We start from the raw sequence: 16,957 nt of genomic DNA, 5'->3' as shown, positions 1-16,957 counted from the left end.
AACATGAACCAACGACGCATCCTGCTCGCCCTGTTCATGATTTATTTCGTGTTCGCCATCCTGCTCAACAGCGTGGGGACGGTGATCCTGCAGGTCATCCACACCTACGGCGTCGACAAGGGCGCGGCGAGCGTGCTGGAAGGGTTCAAGGACCTGCCGATCGCGATCGTGTCGTTCTTCGTCGCGTCGACCCTGCCGCGCTTCGGCTACAAGAAGGCGATGCTGGTGGCGCTGGCGATCGTCACCATCGCCACGCTGGCGATGCCGCTGATCCCGGCCTTCGCGACGGCGAAACTGCTGTTCCTGTGCGTGGGCGTCGCGTTTGCGCTGGTGAAGGTGTCCGTGTACTCGACCATCGGCCTCGTCGCGCGCGACCGCAAGCACCATGCGGGCATCACGAACATGCTGGAAGGCTTCTTCATGGTCGGCGTGCTGTCGGCGTACTGGATCTTCGGCTTCTTCATCGATGCCGATCATCCCGCGTCGACGAGCTGGCTGAACGTCTACTGGCTGTTGTCCGTGCTGTGCGCGGCCACGTTCGTGCTCGTGCTGGCGACGACGTTCGACGAAGCCGGCGCCGCGCCGCCGGACAGCCGCGGGCCGGCGGCCGACTTCCTGCAGATGCTGCGCCTGTTCGTGCGGCCGCTCGTGTACGTGTTCGTGCTGACGGCGTTCCTGTCCGTCCTCGTCGAGCAGGCGATCGGTTCGTGGCTCCCCACGTTCAACAACGAGATCCTGATGCTGCCCGCCACGATGAGCGTGCAGGTGACGAGCATCTTCGCGGGCTGCCTCGCGGTGGGACGCCTGCTGGCCGGCGTCGTGATGCGCCGCCTGAACTGGTATCCCGTGCTGACCGTGTGCATGCTGGCGATGGGCGCGACGGTGCTCCTTACACTGCCGCTCACGCACGGCGTCAATCACGATCCGAACGTGACGTGGTCGACGGCGCCTGTCGCCGCGTTCCTGTTCCCGCTCATCGGCCTGTTCATGGCGCCGATCTACCCGGGCATCAATTCCGTGATGCTGAGTTCCCTGCCGCGCCACCAGCACGCACCGATGACGGGCCTGCTCGTGATCTTCTCGGCGCTTGGCGGCACCACGGGGTCATTGATCACGGGGTATGTGTTCGGCCACGTGAACGGGCACTTCGCGTTCTACCTGACGCTCGTGCCGATCGTGCTGATGGTGGGAAGCCTGTACGCGTTCAAGCGGCAGGTCGAAAAGACCGCCGGCGCGGCGTGGACGGCCCGGCCGCACGAGTTGATTTGACCTCCTTTACGGATCCGCAAGGACATCTTTGTTGCTGATCCGCTACGTTCTGACCTGTCCCTTCCTGATGGCGGCATTTCATGTGCCGCCTCGTGATCGCCGCCGCATGTGCGGCTGATCGCCCCCGTTTTTCCCGCCCATCCGACTACGTTTCCCTCTGGGGAACCGCTTTTGCGCCATTTGATCGCGCGCAAAATCGACTCCCAATTTGTTGTCACTAAGTTTGGTTTGATATCAAAACCGATATGGGAAAGCCAGAAAAAATCATTGGATCGATCATTGCCGCGTCTCTAACATTCAAAACATGCCAGTCGAGAAGTCAATATTTCTATAACTAGAAACACAGGAGACGTATGAAATCGCAATTATCTGCACGTCCTTTGGCCCTGAAGATGTCGGTTACCGCGTTGATGGGCGCCGGACTGCTCACCAGCGCCTCCGTATGGGCGCAAGCGGCACCCGAAACGACCGCGCCGGTCGAGACCGTGGTCGTCACGGGCGTCAAGGCATCGCTGATCAAGAGCCTGGCGATCAAGCGCACCAACGACCAGGTCGTGGAATCGGTCGTCGCCGACGACATCGGCAAGCTGCCAGATAACAATGTCGTCGAAGCGCTGCAGCGCGTGACGGGCATCCAGGTCACCGACCGCGCCGGCGGCGAAGTCGGCACCCTGTCCATCCGTGGCATGCCCGACGTGCAGACCACCTGGAACGGCCGCACCATTTTTACCGCGTCCGGCACGCAGGTCGCGCTGCAGGACATTCCGTCGACCCTGGTGCGCCAGATCGACGTCTACAAGACGCGCGACGCCAGCCAGCTGGAAACCGGGATCGCAGGCCAGGTCGACGTCAAGTCGCTGCGGCCGTTCGATTTCAAGGGTTCGAAAATTTCGCTGTCGGCGCGTGAAACCTATCTCGATCCCGCGAAAACGGGGAACCCGCAGCTCAGCGGCATGTTGAGCAACCGCTGGCAAACCGGCTTCGGCGAATTCGGCGCCCTGGTCAATCTGTCGGATACCAAGACGAAATACCGCAACGAAAGCGTGACGCCGGGTGCGATGGTGCCGTTCGCCAGCCCCAATGCCGCCGAAGATCCCGCAGGTTATACGCCCTTGCAGCGCATTTTCGACAACAGTGTCTGGACGCCCGGTACGCGTACCGGCTTGCCGACCGCCGCGGGTTCGACGCTGAATTTCAACGGCAAGGCGTATCCGTACTACCTGTCGCGTGACGCAGTTTTCCAGAGCGACCTGCAGGGCGAGCGGGAGCGTCCTTCCGCCAATATCGCCTTGCAGTGGAAACCGAACAGCGATTCGGTCTACACGTTCGAATCGATGTACAACGGTTATCGTAACAAGTCGTTCAACAAGTTGCTGTTCAGCTTCGTCGACTGGTGGGGCGATCTCGGCACCAACCCCGCGGGCTCGATCACGACGTTCCCGGGAACGAACATCATCCAGAGCCGTACGGTCAATAACGTCTACGGCTTCAACAGCGGCGATTACACCACGTCGGCAACCGATTCCTACGTGTATGCCCTGAACGGCAAATGGGATATTGGCGACCGCCTGAAGCTGGAAGGCGACGTGTCGTACCAGACGAGTACCTTCCACTCGGAATTCACCGCCACCCGCATCGATCGCGTTGCGCCGTCCATCAACGTCAAGTTCAATGACGGCAGCAACAACACGGCGTTCCATTTCAACAACGATGCCGACCTGGCCGACCCGAGCAAGTGGAATGTCGCGCAGTTCTTCGATAACGCCAACCGCAACAAGGGCAGCGCCGCGACGGCCAGCCTGGCGGGCGTCTTCGATGCCGACTGGGGTGCGCTGCAGACGATCCAGTTCGGTGCGCGCTTCGACGACCGCAAGGCGTCGGAAGCCAACCGGACGCAATCGGCTGCCTTGAACCGCAACCTCGCCTCGCTGGGTCCGGAGTATTCCATCGTCAACTCGGGCTTCGGCACGGGCATCTCGGACGTTCCGCGCTCGTGGGTGGAGCCCAATGCCTACTACATCCGCGATCATATCGACGACTGGCGCAAGCTCTACAACTCGGTCGACGCGAACTTCCAGACGACGGATAAACTGAGCCTGCAGAAGACGTTCGATGTCGATGAAAAGACGACCAACCTGTTCCTGATGGGGAATACCCAGAACGACCTGTTCGGCCATCGCCTGCGCGGCAATTTCGGCGTGCGCTACGTCAAGGTCAAGACCGACATGAACTTCTACAAGGTCGATGCCACCACGAAGGCGGTCACCGCGACCGGTGCCAGCAAGTCGACCAGCAAGCTGCTGCCCAGCATGACCCTGATCTACGACCCGTCCAAGGACGTCGTGCTGCGCTTCAACTATGGCGAAACCCTGCGCCGCCCGGGCTTCGGTGACCTGAACCCTGTCTATCAACTCGCCGACGACGTGTCGAAGGTGGGTTACGGCTCGGGCAGCGGCGGCAATCCCGACCTGAAACCGACGCAGTCCAAGAACCTCGACCTGACGGGTGAGTGGTATTTCCAGAAGGATAGTGCACTCTACGGCACGCTGTTCAAGCGCAAGATCGACGGCCTGGTCGTGCCCCTGCGTCGCAAGGTTCACGTCGATCCGGCGAACGATCCGTTCCGCAACTCGACCTCGGGCGGCGACCATACGAACGGCTACGACTACGTCATCAACTCGCCGACCAACGCCTCGAACGGCACCATGAAGGGCGCCGAGATCGGCCTGATCTACTTCCCGAAGTGGCTGCCGAGCGCGCTGGACGGCTTCGGCATCCAGGCCAGCTATACGCGTCTCACCTCGTCGCAGAACGTGCCCGAGGTTAATGATGCCGGCGACATCGTCTCGCAGCTCGAGACGCCGTTCTTCGGCGTGTCCAACAAGTCCTACAACGCCACGCTGGCGTACGAAAAGGGCCCGGTCAGCGCGCGCTTGTCCCAGGTCTGGCGCTCCGGCTTCCTGGCCAGCAACGAAGCTGCGTTGTTTGCCAATCCGATCGGTATCTGGCGTCATCCGGAGAAGAGCGTCGACATGCAGATCTCCTACAAGATCAACGACAACACGACGCTCGACATCAGTGGTGTCAACCTGACCAACGAAGTGCAGCAGGCGTACTACCATTTCGGCACTGCGGGTAACGCGCAGCTGACCAATTTCGGTACGCTCCAGATCGGACGTTCGGTCGCGGTCGGCCTGCGCTGGAAGCTGTAAGGCCCTGGGGTCGAACGACCCCGCCAGCCGGACAGGGCGTTGCTCGGTTCACACCAGCAACGCCCTGTCCGCATCTACGTTTTGCATCCTGGATCGGCCTGGTCCGGCGCCGCGGTCTGCGCCAGCAGCAGTGCCCGGAAATCGTCCGACCGCATCGGCTTGCCGATCAAATAGCCCTGCAGCACGTCGCATCCGGTCGAGCGGATCGCTTCCTTCTGCAGCTCCGTCTCGATCCCCTCGCAGATCACGTCCAGCTTGAGCGACTTGGCAAAGGCGATGACGCCGTTGACGATGTCCAGGCAGCGCCGGTCCTGTTCGATCTCGCGCACGAACGAGCGGTCGATCTTGATCGCGGTGATCGGCAAGGTGCGCAGGTACGACAGGTTCGAATAGCCGGTGCCGAAGTCGTCGAGCGCGATGCGGAAACCGTCGCGCTGCAGTGAGCGCAGCACCGACGCCGCGTTGTCGATGTCCTGCATCAGCATGCTCTCGGTGACTTCGAGCTTGATGCACTCAGGGTCGAGGTCGTAGCGGTTGACGAGGTTCTTCAGCAGCGGCGGCAGGTTTTCGTCCGTCAGCTGGCGCGGCGAGACGTTCACCGCCATGCGCAGCCGGTAGCCCAGCAATTCCCATTCGCGCGCCTGGCGGCACGCTTCTTCGCACACCCAGGCGCCGACGGCCGTGATGGCGGGCGAGCCTTCCAGCATCGGCAGGAACAGGTCGGGGGCGAGCAGCCCGAGGCGCGGATGTTCCCAGCGCAGCAGCGCCTCCGCACCGACGACGGCGCCGTTCACGGCGCTCACCTGCGGCTGGTAGAACAGCACGAACTGGCGGCGTTCGAGGGCGGAGAACACGTCCTGGCGCAGTTCCAGCCGCTGCTTGAGCAGGTGGCGCGCGGCCGTCGAGAAGATGGCGTACGTGTGGCGGCCATTGTCCTTGGCCTCGTACATCGCCGCGTCCGCGTTGTTGAGCAGCTCGTCGGCCGAATACTCGCGGCCGTTGCCGATCGCGATGCCGATGCTGCCGCCCACCGTCACGTAATGGCCGTCGACGGCGATGGGGGTCGCGAGGTGCCGCAGGACGGCTGCGGCCACACCCTTCGCGCCGTCGGCGTTCATGCCTTCGAGGACGACCACGAACTCGTCGCCGCTGATGCGCGCGACCGTGATGCCGGCGCCGGCGAGGCTGCCCAGGCGCCGTCCGATTTCCTGCAAGGCCATGTCGCCCGCGCTGTGGCCGTGGGCGTCGTTGACTTCCTTGAAGTGGTCGAGGTCGACGAACAGGACGCCGACCGGGCGCTCGTCCTCGACCGAACGTGCCAGGGCCTCGTCGAGCGCGCGCAGGCAACTGAGGCGGTTGTGCAGGCCCGTCAGGCTGTCGTGCGTGGCCAGGTGCAGCAGCCGCGTCTCCGCTTCCTTGCGCTCGGTGACGTCGGCGAAGAACGCGGTGACGCCTTCGCGCGACGGGTACACGCGCAATTCGAGCCAGATGCCCAGCGGCGCGTAGAAGTTCTCGCAACGGGCGACTTCGCGGTCGTGCATCGCGTGCTGGTAGGCGTCGTAGAACGGGCCCCCGACGGCTTCCGGGAACTCGTCCCACATGTTCTTGCCGATGAGGTCGTCCTGGCTACGGTCGATCCAGGCCGCGCCGCGCGCGTTGATGTACGTGAAGCGCCATTCGCGGTCGAGCGATACGCAGCCGTCGGAGATGCTCTCCAGCACGGTGCTCAGGCGTTCGCGCGCCTGCACGGCGGCCTGCTGGGCTTCGACGACTTCCGTCACATCCTGCAGGAAGGCGACGAAGTGGGTGGGTGTGTTCCCGTTCTCGCGCACGGGAAACAGGTGCATGCGGCACCAGAACGGGGTGCCGTCCTTGCGGTAGTTGCGCAGCAGCGCCGTGCAGATCTCGGCGCGCTCGACGCAGTGGCGGATCAGCGCGATCTCGGGCTGGTCGCGGTCGCCGCGCTGCAGGAAGCGGCAGTTGCGGCCGACGACTTCGTACAGCGCGTAACCCGTCATCCGTTCGAACGCGGGGTTGACGTACGCGATGGGATTGTCCGGCAGGCTCGCGTCGGAAATGATGATGCCCGTGTTGCTCGCCTCGATCAGTCGCTTGAAGAACGGCACCGGCAACTGTTCGATCTTGTCGAGGAGGGAGCGGACTTCTTCAGGAGAACAATTCTGCATGATCGTCTACCTTGGCGCTGGACGTTATCAGTGTAACGCCGCCTGAGGCCGGCATGCAGCACGAAAGACAGCGGTGTCCGCATCGGGTTGCCTGGCGGACGCGACCGGTTCAATCCACGCCCAGCGCCGCCATTTTCGCCCGCAGCGCCAGCCGGTCCGCATCGATCTGCGCGCCGTTCGTCTGGCGCGACAGCGCGGCCTTGTCCTTGCGGCCGAGGAAGTAGGCGATGCGCTCGGCGTTGGCGCCGGACGGGTGCGGGATGCCGTGCAGGATCCGGTCCGCATCCAGCACGCCGCGCGCCGCCAGCCAGTCGAGCGCGAGGCCGACTTTCGGGCCCAGCGGCACGTACACCGCGTCGGGCAGCGACGCCGCTTCGGCCGCGAAATAGTCGAGCAACTGGGTCTGCAGCAGCGGCGTCGTCAGCATGTTCGGCGCCGCGCCGTTGTAATTCTTGTCGTTAACAAAGACGGGATGGCGCAGCACGGCCGTCACGTGCATCAGGTGCGCGTGCGCGCCGAACAGCGACGCGCAACTGGCGATGCCGAGCCAGCGCTGCAGGCCCACGTGGTCGAGCAGGGCGACGAGGTTCGGCCGGATCGCGCCGGAAAACGCGCCGGTGTACTTGGCCGCGCGCAGAATCTCATCCTCCGCGGCACCTTGCGCCAGCAGGCGCCGCGCCTCGCGCACGGCGTTCTTCCATTGCACGAAGCCGGGCGAGATGCCGACGAGGACGAGCCGCGCCCCGTGGTTCACGTAATCGAACGGGATGTAGTGCGCGCTGATGGTGCCCGCGCGCGCCAGCAGGAAGCCGGCCGGGATCTGCGCGGGCGTGCCCGCGAGGTCCGGATCGGTGTCCAGGATGAGGTCGCGGAACGTGGAAAAGGTCGCCTGCATAAAAAGTGTCAAAAGTGCCGAAGCCTCGCATTGTGCCACGTGAAATCGTTGTCACTTCTCTTTACGCGGTTTTACACATACGAAAAACGATATCGAAGTTGCGGAAAAATTGATTGGATCGTTCTCGATGTTGCGCCTAACATTACCGATGAGCATGCCAGTTCTGAAAGCGTTCCCCAGCTTTCAGAAACATAACAATACTTACAAAGTAACAGGAGACGTATGGAACCCACCGTATCGGGCCGTTTCGCGCCCGCCAGCCGCGCCTTCGCATTGCGCGGCACCGTGGCCGCACTCATGGGCATCGGGCTGTTGACGAGCGTTTCCGTCCGCGCCCAGGACGCCGGCGCGTCCCAGGACGCCAACCAGGCCAACGGCGGCAACAACGTCGTGGTCGTCAGCGGCCAGCGCCAGGCGGCGCAGAGCGCCCAGACGATCAAGAAGAACGCGGACCAGGTCCTCGATTCGATCGTCGCCGACGACATCGGCAAATTCCCCGACAAGAACGTGGCCGAGATCCTCGCCCGCGTCACCGGCGTACAGGTCCTGCGCGGCGCCGGCGAAGCCAGCACGGTCGTGATCCGCGGCCTCGGCGGCGCGAAGACGCTGTTCAACGGCCGCGAGATGTTCACCGCCGCCAGCCGTTCGCTGTTCCTGGCCGACGTGCCCGTCTCCATGCTGCAGCGCGTGGACGTGTATAAATCGCAGGGCGCCGACATGGTCGAAGGCGGCACCGCGGGCACCATCGACGTGCGGACCTTCCGTCCGTTCGACTTCAAGGGGTCGCAGGTCGCCATCAACGCCCGCGCCGAAAACCGCGACAAGGCCGGCAAGACCGATCCGCAGGTCGGCGGCCTGTGGTCGAACCGCTGGAAGACCGGTATCGGCGAAGTCGGCCTGCTGGGCGGCCTGTCGTACCAGCGCGGCCGCTACAGCGATGAAGTGGCGTGGGCCGGCCAGCCGGCCACGTACCAGGCCAACGGCCAGACCGTGCAGGGCGCGGACGGCAACGGCCGCGTGATGACGACCGGCGACCGCAAGCGCCTGGCGCTGAACTTCGCGGCCCAGTGGCGCCCGAACCGCGACATGCAGTTCTACGCGGAAGGTTTCGGCACCAAGATCGACCACGATGCGCAGAGCGTGTTCTTCGTCGGCGGCTTCCCCGTGAACAGCCCGACGTCGACGATCAAGACGATCACCGAGAATGGCAAGAACTACCTGGACAGCATCAGCAATCCGAGCGACACGTCGCTGGTGCTGAGCTCGACCCAGGCGCGCCGCGACTGGTCGAAGGGCAGCCAGCTGGCCGTCGGCGGCACGTGGGACGCGACGCCGACGATCCGCCTGTCGACGGAAGCCGTGCGCACGGTGTCGACCACCCGCCAGGAAAACCCGATCCTGGACTCGATCTACACGGCGCCCCATGCGGTCGTCGGCGGCACCCGCGACGGCGGCGGCTATGTCGATTATCCGGGCACGGACCTGACCGATCCGTCCAAGTGGACGATGATCGCACTGTACGACAACCACAACCACGCGAACGGCTCCGCCAACGACTGGCGCGGCGACGTGTCGTGGACCCCGGAGAACGACGGCCTGCTGAAGGAATTGAGCGGCGGCCTGCGCTGGGCGCAACGCGACGCCTCGTATGCGCACGAACTGGGCAACTACCGTCCCGCGACGATCACCGGCCAGAATCCGGGCAGCGTTCCCGGCCTGTCGTGCCTGAGCCCGGAAACCCACGGCAACTACGGCATCAACCAGTACTACGCCGCCTGCTACAACTTCCTGCTGGATAACACGTCCGTCGTGCGCCAGGCCATCCTGGGCACGCCGAACGGCCTGCCGGACGATCCGCTGTCGTTCTACACGGACCGCGAGACGTCGCAAGCCATCTACGGCAAGGCCAAGCTTGGCTTCGACGCCTTCGGCGTGCCGATCGACGCGACGGCCGGCGTGCGCGTCGTGAACACCAAGCAGAGTGTCAACGGCAACTCGCGCAGCGGCACGGGCCCCGTCACGCCGGTCGCGGTCTCGACCAGCAATACGGACGTGCTGCCGAGCCTGAACCTGCGCGCCAACTTCCGCAACGACCTCGTCGGCCGCCTCGTCTACGGCAAGGCGATCGAGCGCGCCGCGTTCGGCGACTACAACCCGGGTGTCGTGCTCGGTTCCGTCACCACGACCAACGGCAATCCGCCGGGCGGCTCCGGCGGCAACCCGAACCTGAAACCGCAGGAAGCCCGCAACCTGGACGTCGCGCTGGAGTGGTATTTCGCGAAGGACGGCTCGGTGACCGGCACGGTATTCCAGCACGACTTCAAGAACTTTATCCGCCACAAGACGACGACGGAAACGATCAACGGCCAGGCTTACCTGATGGACCGTCCGTACAACACGGACACGGCCAAGCTGTACGGCTTCGAGGGCGCCTACCAGCAATTCTTCTCGTTCCTGCCGGGCTGGCTGAGCGGCCTGGGCATGCAGGCGAACTTCACGTACATGAACGGCGGCATGACGGAGCCGGACGGCACGCGCAACACGTTCCCCGGCATGTCCAAGCGGGCCTACAACCTGGTCGGCCTGTACGAGCGCGGCCCGTGGTCGGCCCGCGTGGCCTACAACTGGCGCGACAAGTTCGTGGACACGTACAACTACCGCGGCCTCGGCCTGGACCTGGTCGTCGACCCGATCAAGACGCTGGATGCCTCGATCTCGTACAAGATCACGGACAACCTGACGGCAACCCTGGACGGCAGCAATCTGCTGGACCAGGAGTACCACGACTACCACGGCACCCCGTTGCTGCCGCGTGACGTGCGCCGTTATGACCGTGTCGTCGGCTTTGCCCTCCGTTGGAAACACTGATTCAGGTTTCTAATCACTAGGCAATAATCAGGGTGCTGCGCGGAACGAATCCGGGTAGCACCTTCGTCGTTTGGAAAGAGGTCCGTATGCAAACCCAGAAACTCTCCACGCTCGAAAAAGTGGGCTTTGGCGCCGGTGACATGGCGCTCAACGTGGTGATCTCATCGATGATGCTGATCATCACTTTCTTCTATACGGACGTCTATGGACTCAAGACGACCGACCTCGCGCTGCTGTTCGTGCTCGTCAAGATCGTGGGCGCGATTTCCGACCTGATCGTCGGCCAGATGACGGACAGTTTCCTGTCCCGCTGGGGCCGCTACCGTCCGTATTTCCTGTTCCTCGCGATCCCGTACGGCCTGTCCGTGTACGCCGTGTTCAGCACGCCGGACTGGAATTACGACGCCAAGCTCGTGTGGGCCTATTCCACCTACATCGTCATGACGCTGATGACGTCGGGCGTGGGCGTGCCGTACATCTCGCTGATCAGCGGCCTGACGAGCGACCCGCAGGAGCGCCTGTCGGCCAACGGCTACCGCCTGTTCCTCGCGAAGGTCGGCGCGTTCATGGTCACGATCGTCGTGCCGATCCTCGCGCAGCGCTGGGGCAACGGCAACCAGGCCGCCGGCTACCAGGCGGCGATGGCCCTGATGGCGGTGCTGGGCGTCGTGCTGTTCCTGTTCACGTTCTTCACGACGACCGAACGCGTCGTCTACAAGACGAAGCGCCAGCCGCTGCTGGAACAGATCGCGGTGCTGGCACAGAACGACCAGTGGCTGATCCTGTGCGCGGTCTGCGTGACGGGCACCATCGGCTACGTGATCCGCGGCTCCGTCGCGATTTATTACGCCAAGTATTATCTGCACGGCGACACGGAGACCGTGTCCGCCTTCCTGTCGACAGGTGTCGCGGCCGCGATCATCGCGATGGTCGTGTCGACGTGGGTGACCAAGTTCTATTGCAAGGTCAAACTGTTCCGCTACACGCAGCTGATGGTGGCGGTGCTGTCCGTGATGATTTATTTCCTGGTCAAGCCGGGCGACACGGCACTGGCCTTCTTCCTGTACTTCCTGCTGTCGCTCGTCGTCGACCTGCACGCACCGGTGTTCTGGTCCGCGATCGCCGAGACCATCGACTATGGCCAGGTGAAAACGGGCAAGCGCGTGTCGGGCTTCGCGTTCGGCGGCATCTCGGTCGCGCAGAAGGCCGGCATGGGACTCGCGGGCGGCATGGTGGGCCTGCTGCTGAATTATTTCCACTACCAGCCGAACCAGGAACAGAGCGCGCTGGCGCTGCAGGGCATCGCCCTGATGCTGTCCGTGATTCCCGGCTTCTTCCATTTCCTGATGGGGGCGCTGATGTTCAAGTACCGCATCAGCGATGAGTATTACTCTACCGTCAAGGAAGATTTGCGGGCGAGCCAGGCGACTTAACCAGCGTCGTCCCCGCGGAGGCGGGGACCCAATTTTGCATGCGTGATCGGTAGCACCCACTTGGGCCCCCGCCTGCGCGGGGGCGACGTATCAAATGTAACTCTAGAGAACACGATGGAAACCGTACTGAAACCCCTCATCGAACAACGCGCCGACCCGTACATCTACAAGCACACGGACGGCTATTACTACTTCACCGCCTCGGTCCCGCAATACGACCGCATCGAACTGCGCCGTGCAAGGACGATCGCGGAACTGGCCGCCGCACCCACCGTCGACGCGTGGGTCAAGCCGGACACGGGCCCGTACAGCGAGCTGATCTGGGCGCCCGAGCTGCACTTCAACATGGGCGCGTGGTACGTCTATTTCGCCGCCGCGCCGAGCCGCGAGATCAAGTACAAGCTGTTCCAGCACCGCATGTACGCGATCCGCAATACCAACGCGAATCCGCTCGAAGGCACGTGGGAATTCATGGGCCAGGTCGACACGGGCATCGACACGTTCTGCCTGGACGCGACCACGTTCAACCACAACGGCGTGCTGTACTACCTGTGGGCGCAGAAGGATAACGAGATCGAAGGCAATTCGAACCTGTACATCGCGAAGATGAAGACGCCGTGGCAGATCGAAGGCAAGCCCGTGCTGCTGTCGAAGCCCGAACACGATTGGGAAATCCGCGGCTTCTGGGTCAACGAAGGCCCGTCCGTCCTGCGCCGCAACGGCAAGATTTTTATTTCGTATTCGGCCAGCGCCACCGACGAGAATTACGCGATGGGCCTGCTGTGGGCCGACGAGAATGCGGACCTGCTCGATCCGGCCGTATGGACAAAGTCGCGCGAGCCCGTGTTCCGTACATGCTACGATCACGGCATTTACGGACCCGGCCACAACAGCTTTACCTATGCTGAAGATGGCGACACCGTGATGCTCGTCTACCACGCGCGCACTTATACGGAAATCGTCGGCGATCCGTTGTGGAACCCGGACCGCCATACCTTCGTCAAACCGCTGCGTTGGGACGAGAACGGCATGCCGGTATTCGGGCGGCCATCTACCCTCTGAGGAAACAACAACGTGCAAAACGGAATTACCCAAGCGCCGTTCGGGACCTTGCCCGACGGTCGGCAAGTCAACCAGTACACGCTCAAGAACAATAACGGCATGGTCGTCAAGGTGCTGGACTTCGGCGGCATCATCACCGAGATCCACGTCCCGGACCGCGACGGCGTCTTTGCCGACGTCGCCCTCGGCTTCGAAACGCTCGAGCCCTATGTCAAGGACAGCCCGTATTTCGGCGCGCTGATCGGCCGCTACGGCAACCGCATCGGCAAGGGCCGTTTCACGCTCGACGGCAAGGAGGTCCAGCTGACGACCAACAACGGCAACAACCACCTGCATGGCGGCGATCCGGGCTACGACAAGGTGTTGTGGACGGCCGCCGTCGAAGGCGACAGCCTCGTCCTGCGCTACCACAGCCCGGACGGCGAGCAGGGCTATCCCGGCAATCTCGACGCCATCGCCACGTATGTGCTGACCGACGACAACGAGATCGTCGTGCGCTTCCACGCCGTGACCGACCAGCCGACGCCCGTCAACCTCACCCAGCACAGCTATTTCAACCTGGCCGGAGCAGGGCAGGGCGACATCCTCGCTCATGAGATCACGATCGACGCGGATAAATTCGTGCCCATCGATGCGGAATCGATCCCGTTCGGCGAACTGGCCCCCGTGACGGGCACGCCGTTCGATTTCCGCAAGCCGCGCGCGATCGGCGAGCGCATCACGCAACCGGACAAGCAACTGCGCCACGGTACCGGCTACGACCATTGCTGGGTGCTGAACAAGCACCTGGGCGACAAGAGCCTGAAGCGCGCCGTCCACGTGTTCGAGCCCACGACGGGCCGCGTGCTCGAACTGTTCACGCAGGAACCGGGCGTGCAGTTCTACAGCGGTAACTTCCTCGACGGCTCGCTGAGCGGCAAGGGTCATCCCTGGATTTTCCGCAGCGGCTTCTGCATCGAGCCGGAACACTACCCGGATTCGCCGAACCAGCCGACGTACCCGAACACGATCCTGCGTCCGGGCGAGGTCTACGAAACGGAATCGCGCTTCCGCTTCTCGGTGGCGTAGGGTGGGCGGCCCTCCGCCCACGCGTGACGCCAACAGGCCGCGAACGTCACGCGTGGGCACGGGGGGGGCCCCCCCACCCTACCGTGGTGCAGCAAGTGAAACAGGAGAAGGCTGACATGATGGAACTGGTAGTAGATGGCCGGAATATACTCGGCGAGGGCATCGTCTGGGACGACAGGGGCGCACGCCTGTTCTGGACCGATATCGAAGGCAGCGAACTGTGGTCGCACGCCCCCGCGACGGGCGCGCTGCAGCGCTGGCCGCTTCCCGAGCGCCTGTGCTCGATGGCGCTGACGCACGACGACGGCCGCCTGCTGCTGGGCCTCGCCTCCGGCCTGGCGTTCTTCGATCTCGCCAGCGGGGAACTCGACCGCATCTGCGACGTCGAGGCAGACCTGCCCACCACGCGTCTCAATGACGGCCGCACCGACCGCCAGGGCCGCTTCGTCTTCGGCGTGTTCAACCAGGCCGAGAACCCGAAGGAGCCGATCGGCGGCTTCTACCGGCTGAACCACGACCTGTCGCTGGAGCGCCTGCCGCTGGGCGGCGTCGCCATCGCCAACAGCATCTGCTTCAGCCCGGACGGCCGCACGATGTATTACGCGGACTCGGGCACGCGCGAGATCCGTTGCTGCGACTACGATCCGGACACGGGCGCCGTGTCGAACCTGCGCGAATTCGCGGCGGCCGACGCGGCCCCGGGCGATCCGGACGGCTCGACGATCGATGCGGACGGCTATCTGTGGAGCACGCGCTGGGGCGCGGGGCAGGTCGTGCGCTTCGCCCCGGATGGTACCGTCGACCGCGTATTGACGTTGCCGGCGCCGCAACCGACGTGCCCCGCGTTCGGCGGCCGGAACCTGGACGTCTTGTATGTCACTTCCGCAACAGTTGGCCTGCGCGCCAGCCAACTGGCGGATGCACCAAAATCGGGCGGTGTGTTTGCAAAATCGCTAACAATTAAGGGCTTGGCAGAGGTTAAATTCGCTGGCCGGAGCCGATAGCGGTAACAGCGATGTCGATAACGATATCGATTGCTGCTAAAAATTGATTGGAAAGTTATCTTAGCGGCCTTTAGACTTCCTTCATCGCTGAGCTGGACGACGACAAGGGTCGCTCAGATTACAAAAACGACGGAGGAAGAATGTCCGAGACAAAAAAGAAGCCCACCCTGCGTTCAGCAGCGTGGTTCGGTACCCAGGACAAGAACGGCTTCATGTACCGGAGCTGGATGAAGAACCAGGGTATCCCCGATCATGAATTCCAGGGCAAGCCGATCATCGGCATCTGCAACACCTGGTCCGAACTCACGCCCTGCAACGCCCATTTCCGCAAGCTGGCCGAGCACGTCAAGCGCGGCATCCTGGAGGCGGGCGGCTTCCCGGTCGAATTCCCCGTCTTCTCGAACGGCGAGTCGAACCTGCGCCCGACCGCCATGCTGACCCGTAACCTGGCCAGCATGGACGTCGAAGAATCCATTCGCGGCAACCCGATGGACGGCGTCGTCCTGCTGGTCGGCTGCGACAAGACCACGCCGGCCCTGCTGATGGGCGCCGCGAGCGTCGACATTCCGGCCATCGTCGTCACCGGCGGCCCGATGCTGAACGGTAAGCTGAACGGCCAGGACATCGGCTCCGGCACCGCCGTCTGGAAACTGCACGAGCAGGCCAAGGGCGGCCAGATCTCGATGCACGACTTCCTCGCCGCCGAAGCCGGCCATGCGCGCTCGGCCGGCACCTGCAACACGATGGGCACCGCGTCGACGATGGCCTGCATGGCCGAATCGCTCGGCGTCTCGCTGCCGCACAATGCCGCGATCCCCGCCGTCGACGCGCGCCGCTACGTGCTGGCGCACATGTCGGGCATGCGCATCGTCGAGATGGTCAACGAAGACCTGAAGCTGTCGAAGATCCTCAAGCGCGAGAACTTCGAGAACGCGATCCGCACGAACGCCGCGATCGGCGGCTCGACCAACGCCGTGATCCACCTGAAAGCCATCGCCGGCCGCATGGGCGTGCCGCTGGAACTGGAAGACTGGACCGCCGTCGGCAAGGGCACCCCGACCATCGTCGACCTGCAGCCGTCCGGCCGCTTCCTGATGGAAGAGTTCTATTACGCCGGCGGCCTGCCGGGCGTGCTGCGCCGCCTGGGCGAAAGCAACCTGCTGCCGCACAAGGACGCGCTGACCGTGAACGGCAAGACGATCTGGGAAAACGTCCAGGACGCGCCGATCTACAACGACGAAGTGATCCGCAAGATCGACAATCCGCTGATCGACGACGGCGGCATCTGCATCCTGCGCGGCAACCTGGCCCCGCGCGGCGCCGTGCTGAAACCGTCGGCCGCCTCGCCGCACCTGATGAAGCACCGCGGCAAGGCCGTCGTGTTCGAGGACTTCGATCACTACAAGGCGCGCATCGTCGATCCGGACCTGGACGTCGACGAGAACTCGATCCTCGTGATGAAGAACTGCGGTCCGAAGGGTTACCCGGGCATGGCCGAAGTGGGCAACATGGGGCTGCCGCCGAAGCTGCTGGCGAAGGGCATCACCGACATGGTCCGCATCTCCGACGCGCGCATGAGCGGCACCGCCTACGGCACCGTCGTGCTGCACGTGGCGCCGGAAGCGATGGCCGGCGGCCCGCTGGGCATCGTCAAGGACGGCGACTTCATCGAACTCGATTGCAAGGCCGGCCGCCTGCACCTGGACGTGCCGGAAGACGAGATCAAGACCCGTCTCGCCGACCGCGCCGAGAACCAGAAGGAAGCGCCGCGCACCGGTTACGCGGGCCTGTACCTGGATCACGTGCTGCAGGCGGACGAGGGCTGCGACTTCGACTTCCTCGTCGGCTGCCGCGGGTCCGCAGTTCCCAAGCATTCCCATTAATGTTGGCATTCGCGTGGGCACGGGGTGCCCACCCTACCGTTTGCGTAGGGTGGGCTCCCCGAGCCCACGCGCTCTTT

10 protein-coding genes are annotated in these 16,957 nt (G+C 63.8%); 8 read left to right on the top strand and 2 right to left on the bottom strand.

The window, feature by feature from the left end; all coding sequences use genetic code 11:
• The first annotated feature begins 3 nt into the window (after nucleotides 1–3).
• Both ACL58G_RS28660 and ACL58G_RS28655 read left to right on the top strand, forming a co-directional pair.
• Nucleotides 4–1,269: an MFS transporter gene (locus tag ACL58G_RS28660; RefSeq protein ID WP_440963905.1), complete on the top strand. Its 1,266-nt coding sequence runs from the start codon at nucleotides 4–6 to the stop codon at nucleotides 1,267–1,269.
• A gap of 353 nt (nucleotides 1,270–1,622) precedes the next feature.
• On the top strand, nucleotides 1,623–4,481 hold the full coding sequence (locus ACL58G_RS28655; protein WP_440963904.1) for a TonB-dependent receptor: 2,859 nt from the start codon (nucleotides 1,623–1,625) through the stop codon (nucleotides 4,479–4,481).
• Nucleotides 4,482–4,555: 74 nt separating this feature from the next.
• Here the strand turns inward: ACL58G_RS28655 and ACL58G_RS28650 are convergent, their stop codons facing one another.
• Both ACL58G_RS28650 and ACL58G_RS28645 read right to left on the bottom strand, forming a co-directional pair.
• Complete coding sequence (locus tag ACL58G_RS28650) at nucleotides 4,556–6,667, bottom strand: EAL domain-containing protein (RefSeq protein ID WP_440963903.1); 2,112 nt, start codon at nucleotides 6,665–6,667, stop codon at nucleotides 4,556–4,558.
• Nucleotides 6,668–6,776: 109 nt separating this feature from the next.
• On the bottom strand, nucleotides 6,777–7,562 hold the full coding sequence (locus tag ACL58G_RS28645) for a hypothetical protein (protein ID WP_413387184.1): 786 nt from the start codon (nucleotides 7,560–7,562) through the stop codon (nucleotides 6,777–6,779).
• Nucleotides 7,563–7,784: 222 nt separating this feature from the next.
• Here ACL58G_RS28645 and ACL58G_RS28640 point away from each other — a divergent pair, with 222 nt between their 5' ends.
• The 6 genes from ACL58G_RS28640 to ACL58G_RS28615 all read left to right on the top strand — a co-directional run bounded on the left by ACL58G_RS28640 (nucleotide 7,785) and on the right by ACL58G_RS28615 (nucleotide 16,880).
• Nucleotides 7,785–10,430 (top strand): TonB-dependent receptor, encoded by a 2,646-nt coding sequence (locus tag ACL58G_RS28640; protein ID WP_440963902.1) that lies wholly within the window; start codon nucleotides 7,785–7,787, stop codon nucleotides 10,428–10,430.
• An 86-nt stretch (nucleotides 10,431–10,516) separates the two neighbouring features.
• The gene (locus ACL58G_RS28635) at nucleotides 10,517–11,863 is read left to right on the top strand and encodes an MFS transporter (protein ID WP_413387188.1); all 1,347 of its coding nucleotides are present in this window, start codon (nucleotides 10,517–10,519) and stop codon (nucleotides 11,861–11,863) included.
• A gap of 114 nt (nucleotides 11,864–11,977) precedes the next feature.
• Nucleotides 11,978–12,925 (top strand): glycoside hydrolase family 43 protein, encoded by a 948-nt coding sequence (locus tag ACL58G_RS28630; protein WP_413337194.1) that lies wholly within the window; start codon nucleotides 11,978–11,980, stop codon nucleotides 12,923–12,925.
• Nucleotides 12,926–12,937: 12 nt separating this feature from the next.
• Nucleotides 12,938–13,993, top strand: a complete 1,056-nt coding sequence (locus ACL58G_RS28625) for an aldose epimerase family protein (RefSeq protein WP_413387190.1) — start codon at nucleotides 12,938–12,940, stop codon at nucleotides 13,991–13,993.
• A gap of 116 nt (nucleotides 13,994–14,109) precedes the next feature.
• Nucleotides 14,110–14,997, top strand: coding sequence for an SMP-30/gluconolactonase/LRE family protein (locus tag ACL58G_RS28620; RefSeq protein WP_440963901.1), 888 nt, complete (start codon nucleotides 14,110–14,112; stop codon nucleotides 14,995–14,997).
• A 140-nt stretch (nucleotides 14,998–15,137) separates the two neighbouring features.
• Nucleotides 15,138–16,880 carry an IlvD/Edd family dehydratase gene (locus tag ACL58G_RS28615; RefSeq protein ID WP_371765825.1) on the top strand — a complete coding sequence of 581 codons (1,743 nt, stop codon included), beginning with the start codon at nucleotides 15,138–15,140 and terminating at the stop codon, nucleotides 16,878–16,880.
• Nucleotides 16,881–16,957: the final 77 nt, after the last annotated feature.

The organism is Massilia sp. GER05 (genome assembly GCF_052056005.1).
GTDB classification, from domain to species: domain Bacteria; phylum Pseudomonadota; class Gammaproteobacteria; order Burkholderiales; family Burkholderiaceae_D; genus Telluria; species Telluria orientalis.
The sequence above is the reverse complement of the archived record's forward strand: the minus strand, read 5'-3'. Positions and strand labels throughout refer to the sequence as shown.

Coding starts and splice junctions, on each gene's coding strand:
- ACL58G_RS28650 (WP_440963903.1), bottom strand. CDS start 6,667: ATGCAGAATTGTTCTCCTGAAGAAGTCCGCTCCCTCCTCGACAAGATC.
- ACL58G_RS28615 (WP_371765825.1), top strand. CDS start 15,138: ATGTCCGAGACAAAAAAGAAGCCCACCCTGCGTTCAGCAGCGTGGTTC.
- ACL58G_RS28620 (WP_440963901.1), top strand. CDS start 14,110: ATGATGGAACTGGTAGTAGATGGCCGGAATATACTCGGCGAGGGCATC.
- ACL58G_RS28660 (WP_440963905.1), top strand. CDS start 4: ATGAACCAACGACGCATCCTGCTCGCCCTGTTCATGATTTATTTCGTG.
- ACL58G_RS28630 (WP_413337194.1), top strand. CDS start 11,978: ATGGAAACCGTACTGAAACCCCTCATCGAACAACGCGCCGACCCGTAC.
- ACL58G_RS28635 (WP_413387188.1), top strand. CDS start 10,517: ATGCAAACCCAGAAACTCTCCACGCTCGAAAAAGTGGGCTTTGGCGCC.
- ACL58G_RS28655 (WP_440963904.1), top strand. CDS start 1,623: ATGAAATCGCAATTATCTGCACGTCCTTTGGCCCTGAAGATGTCGGTT.
- ACL58G_RS28645 (WP_413387184.1), bottom strand. CDS start 7,562: ATGCAGGCGACCTTTTCCACGTTCCGCGACCTCATCCTGGACACCGAT.
- ACL58G_RS28640 (WP_440963902.1), top strand. CDS start 7,785: ATGGAACCCACCGTATCGGGCCGTTTCGCGCCCGCCAGCCGCGCCTTC.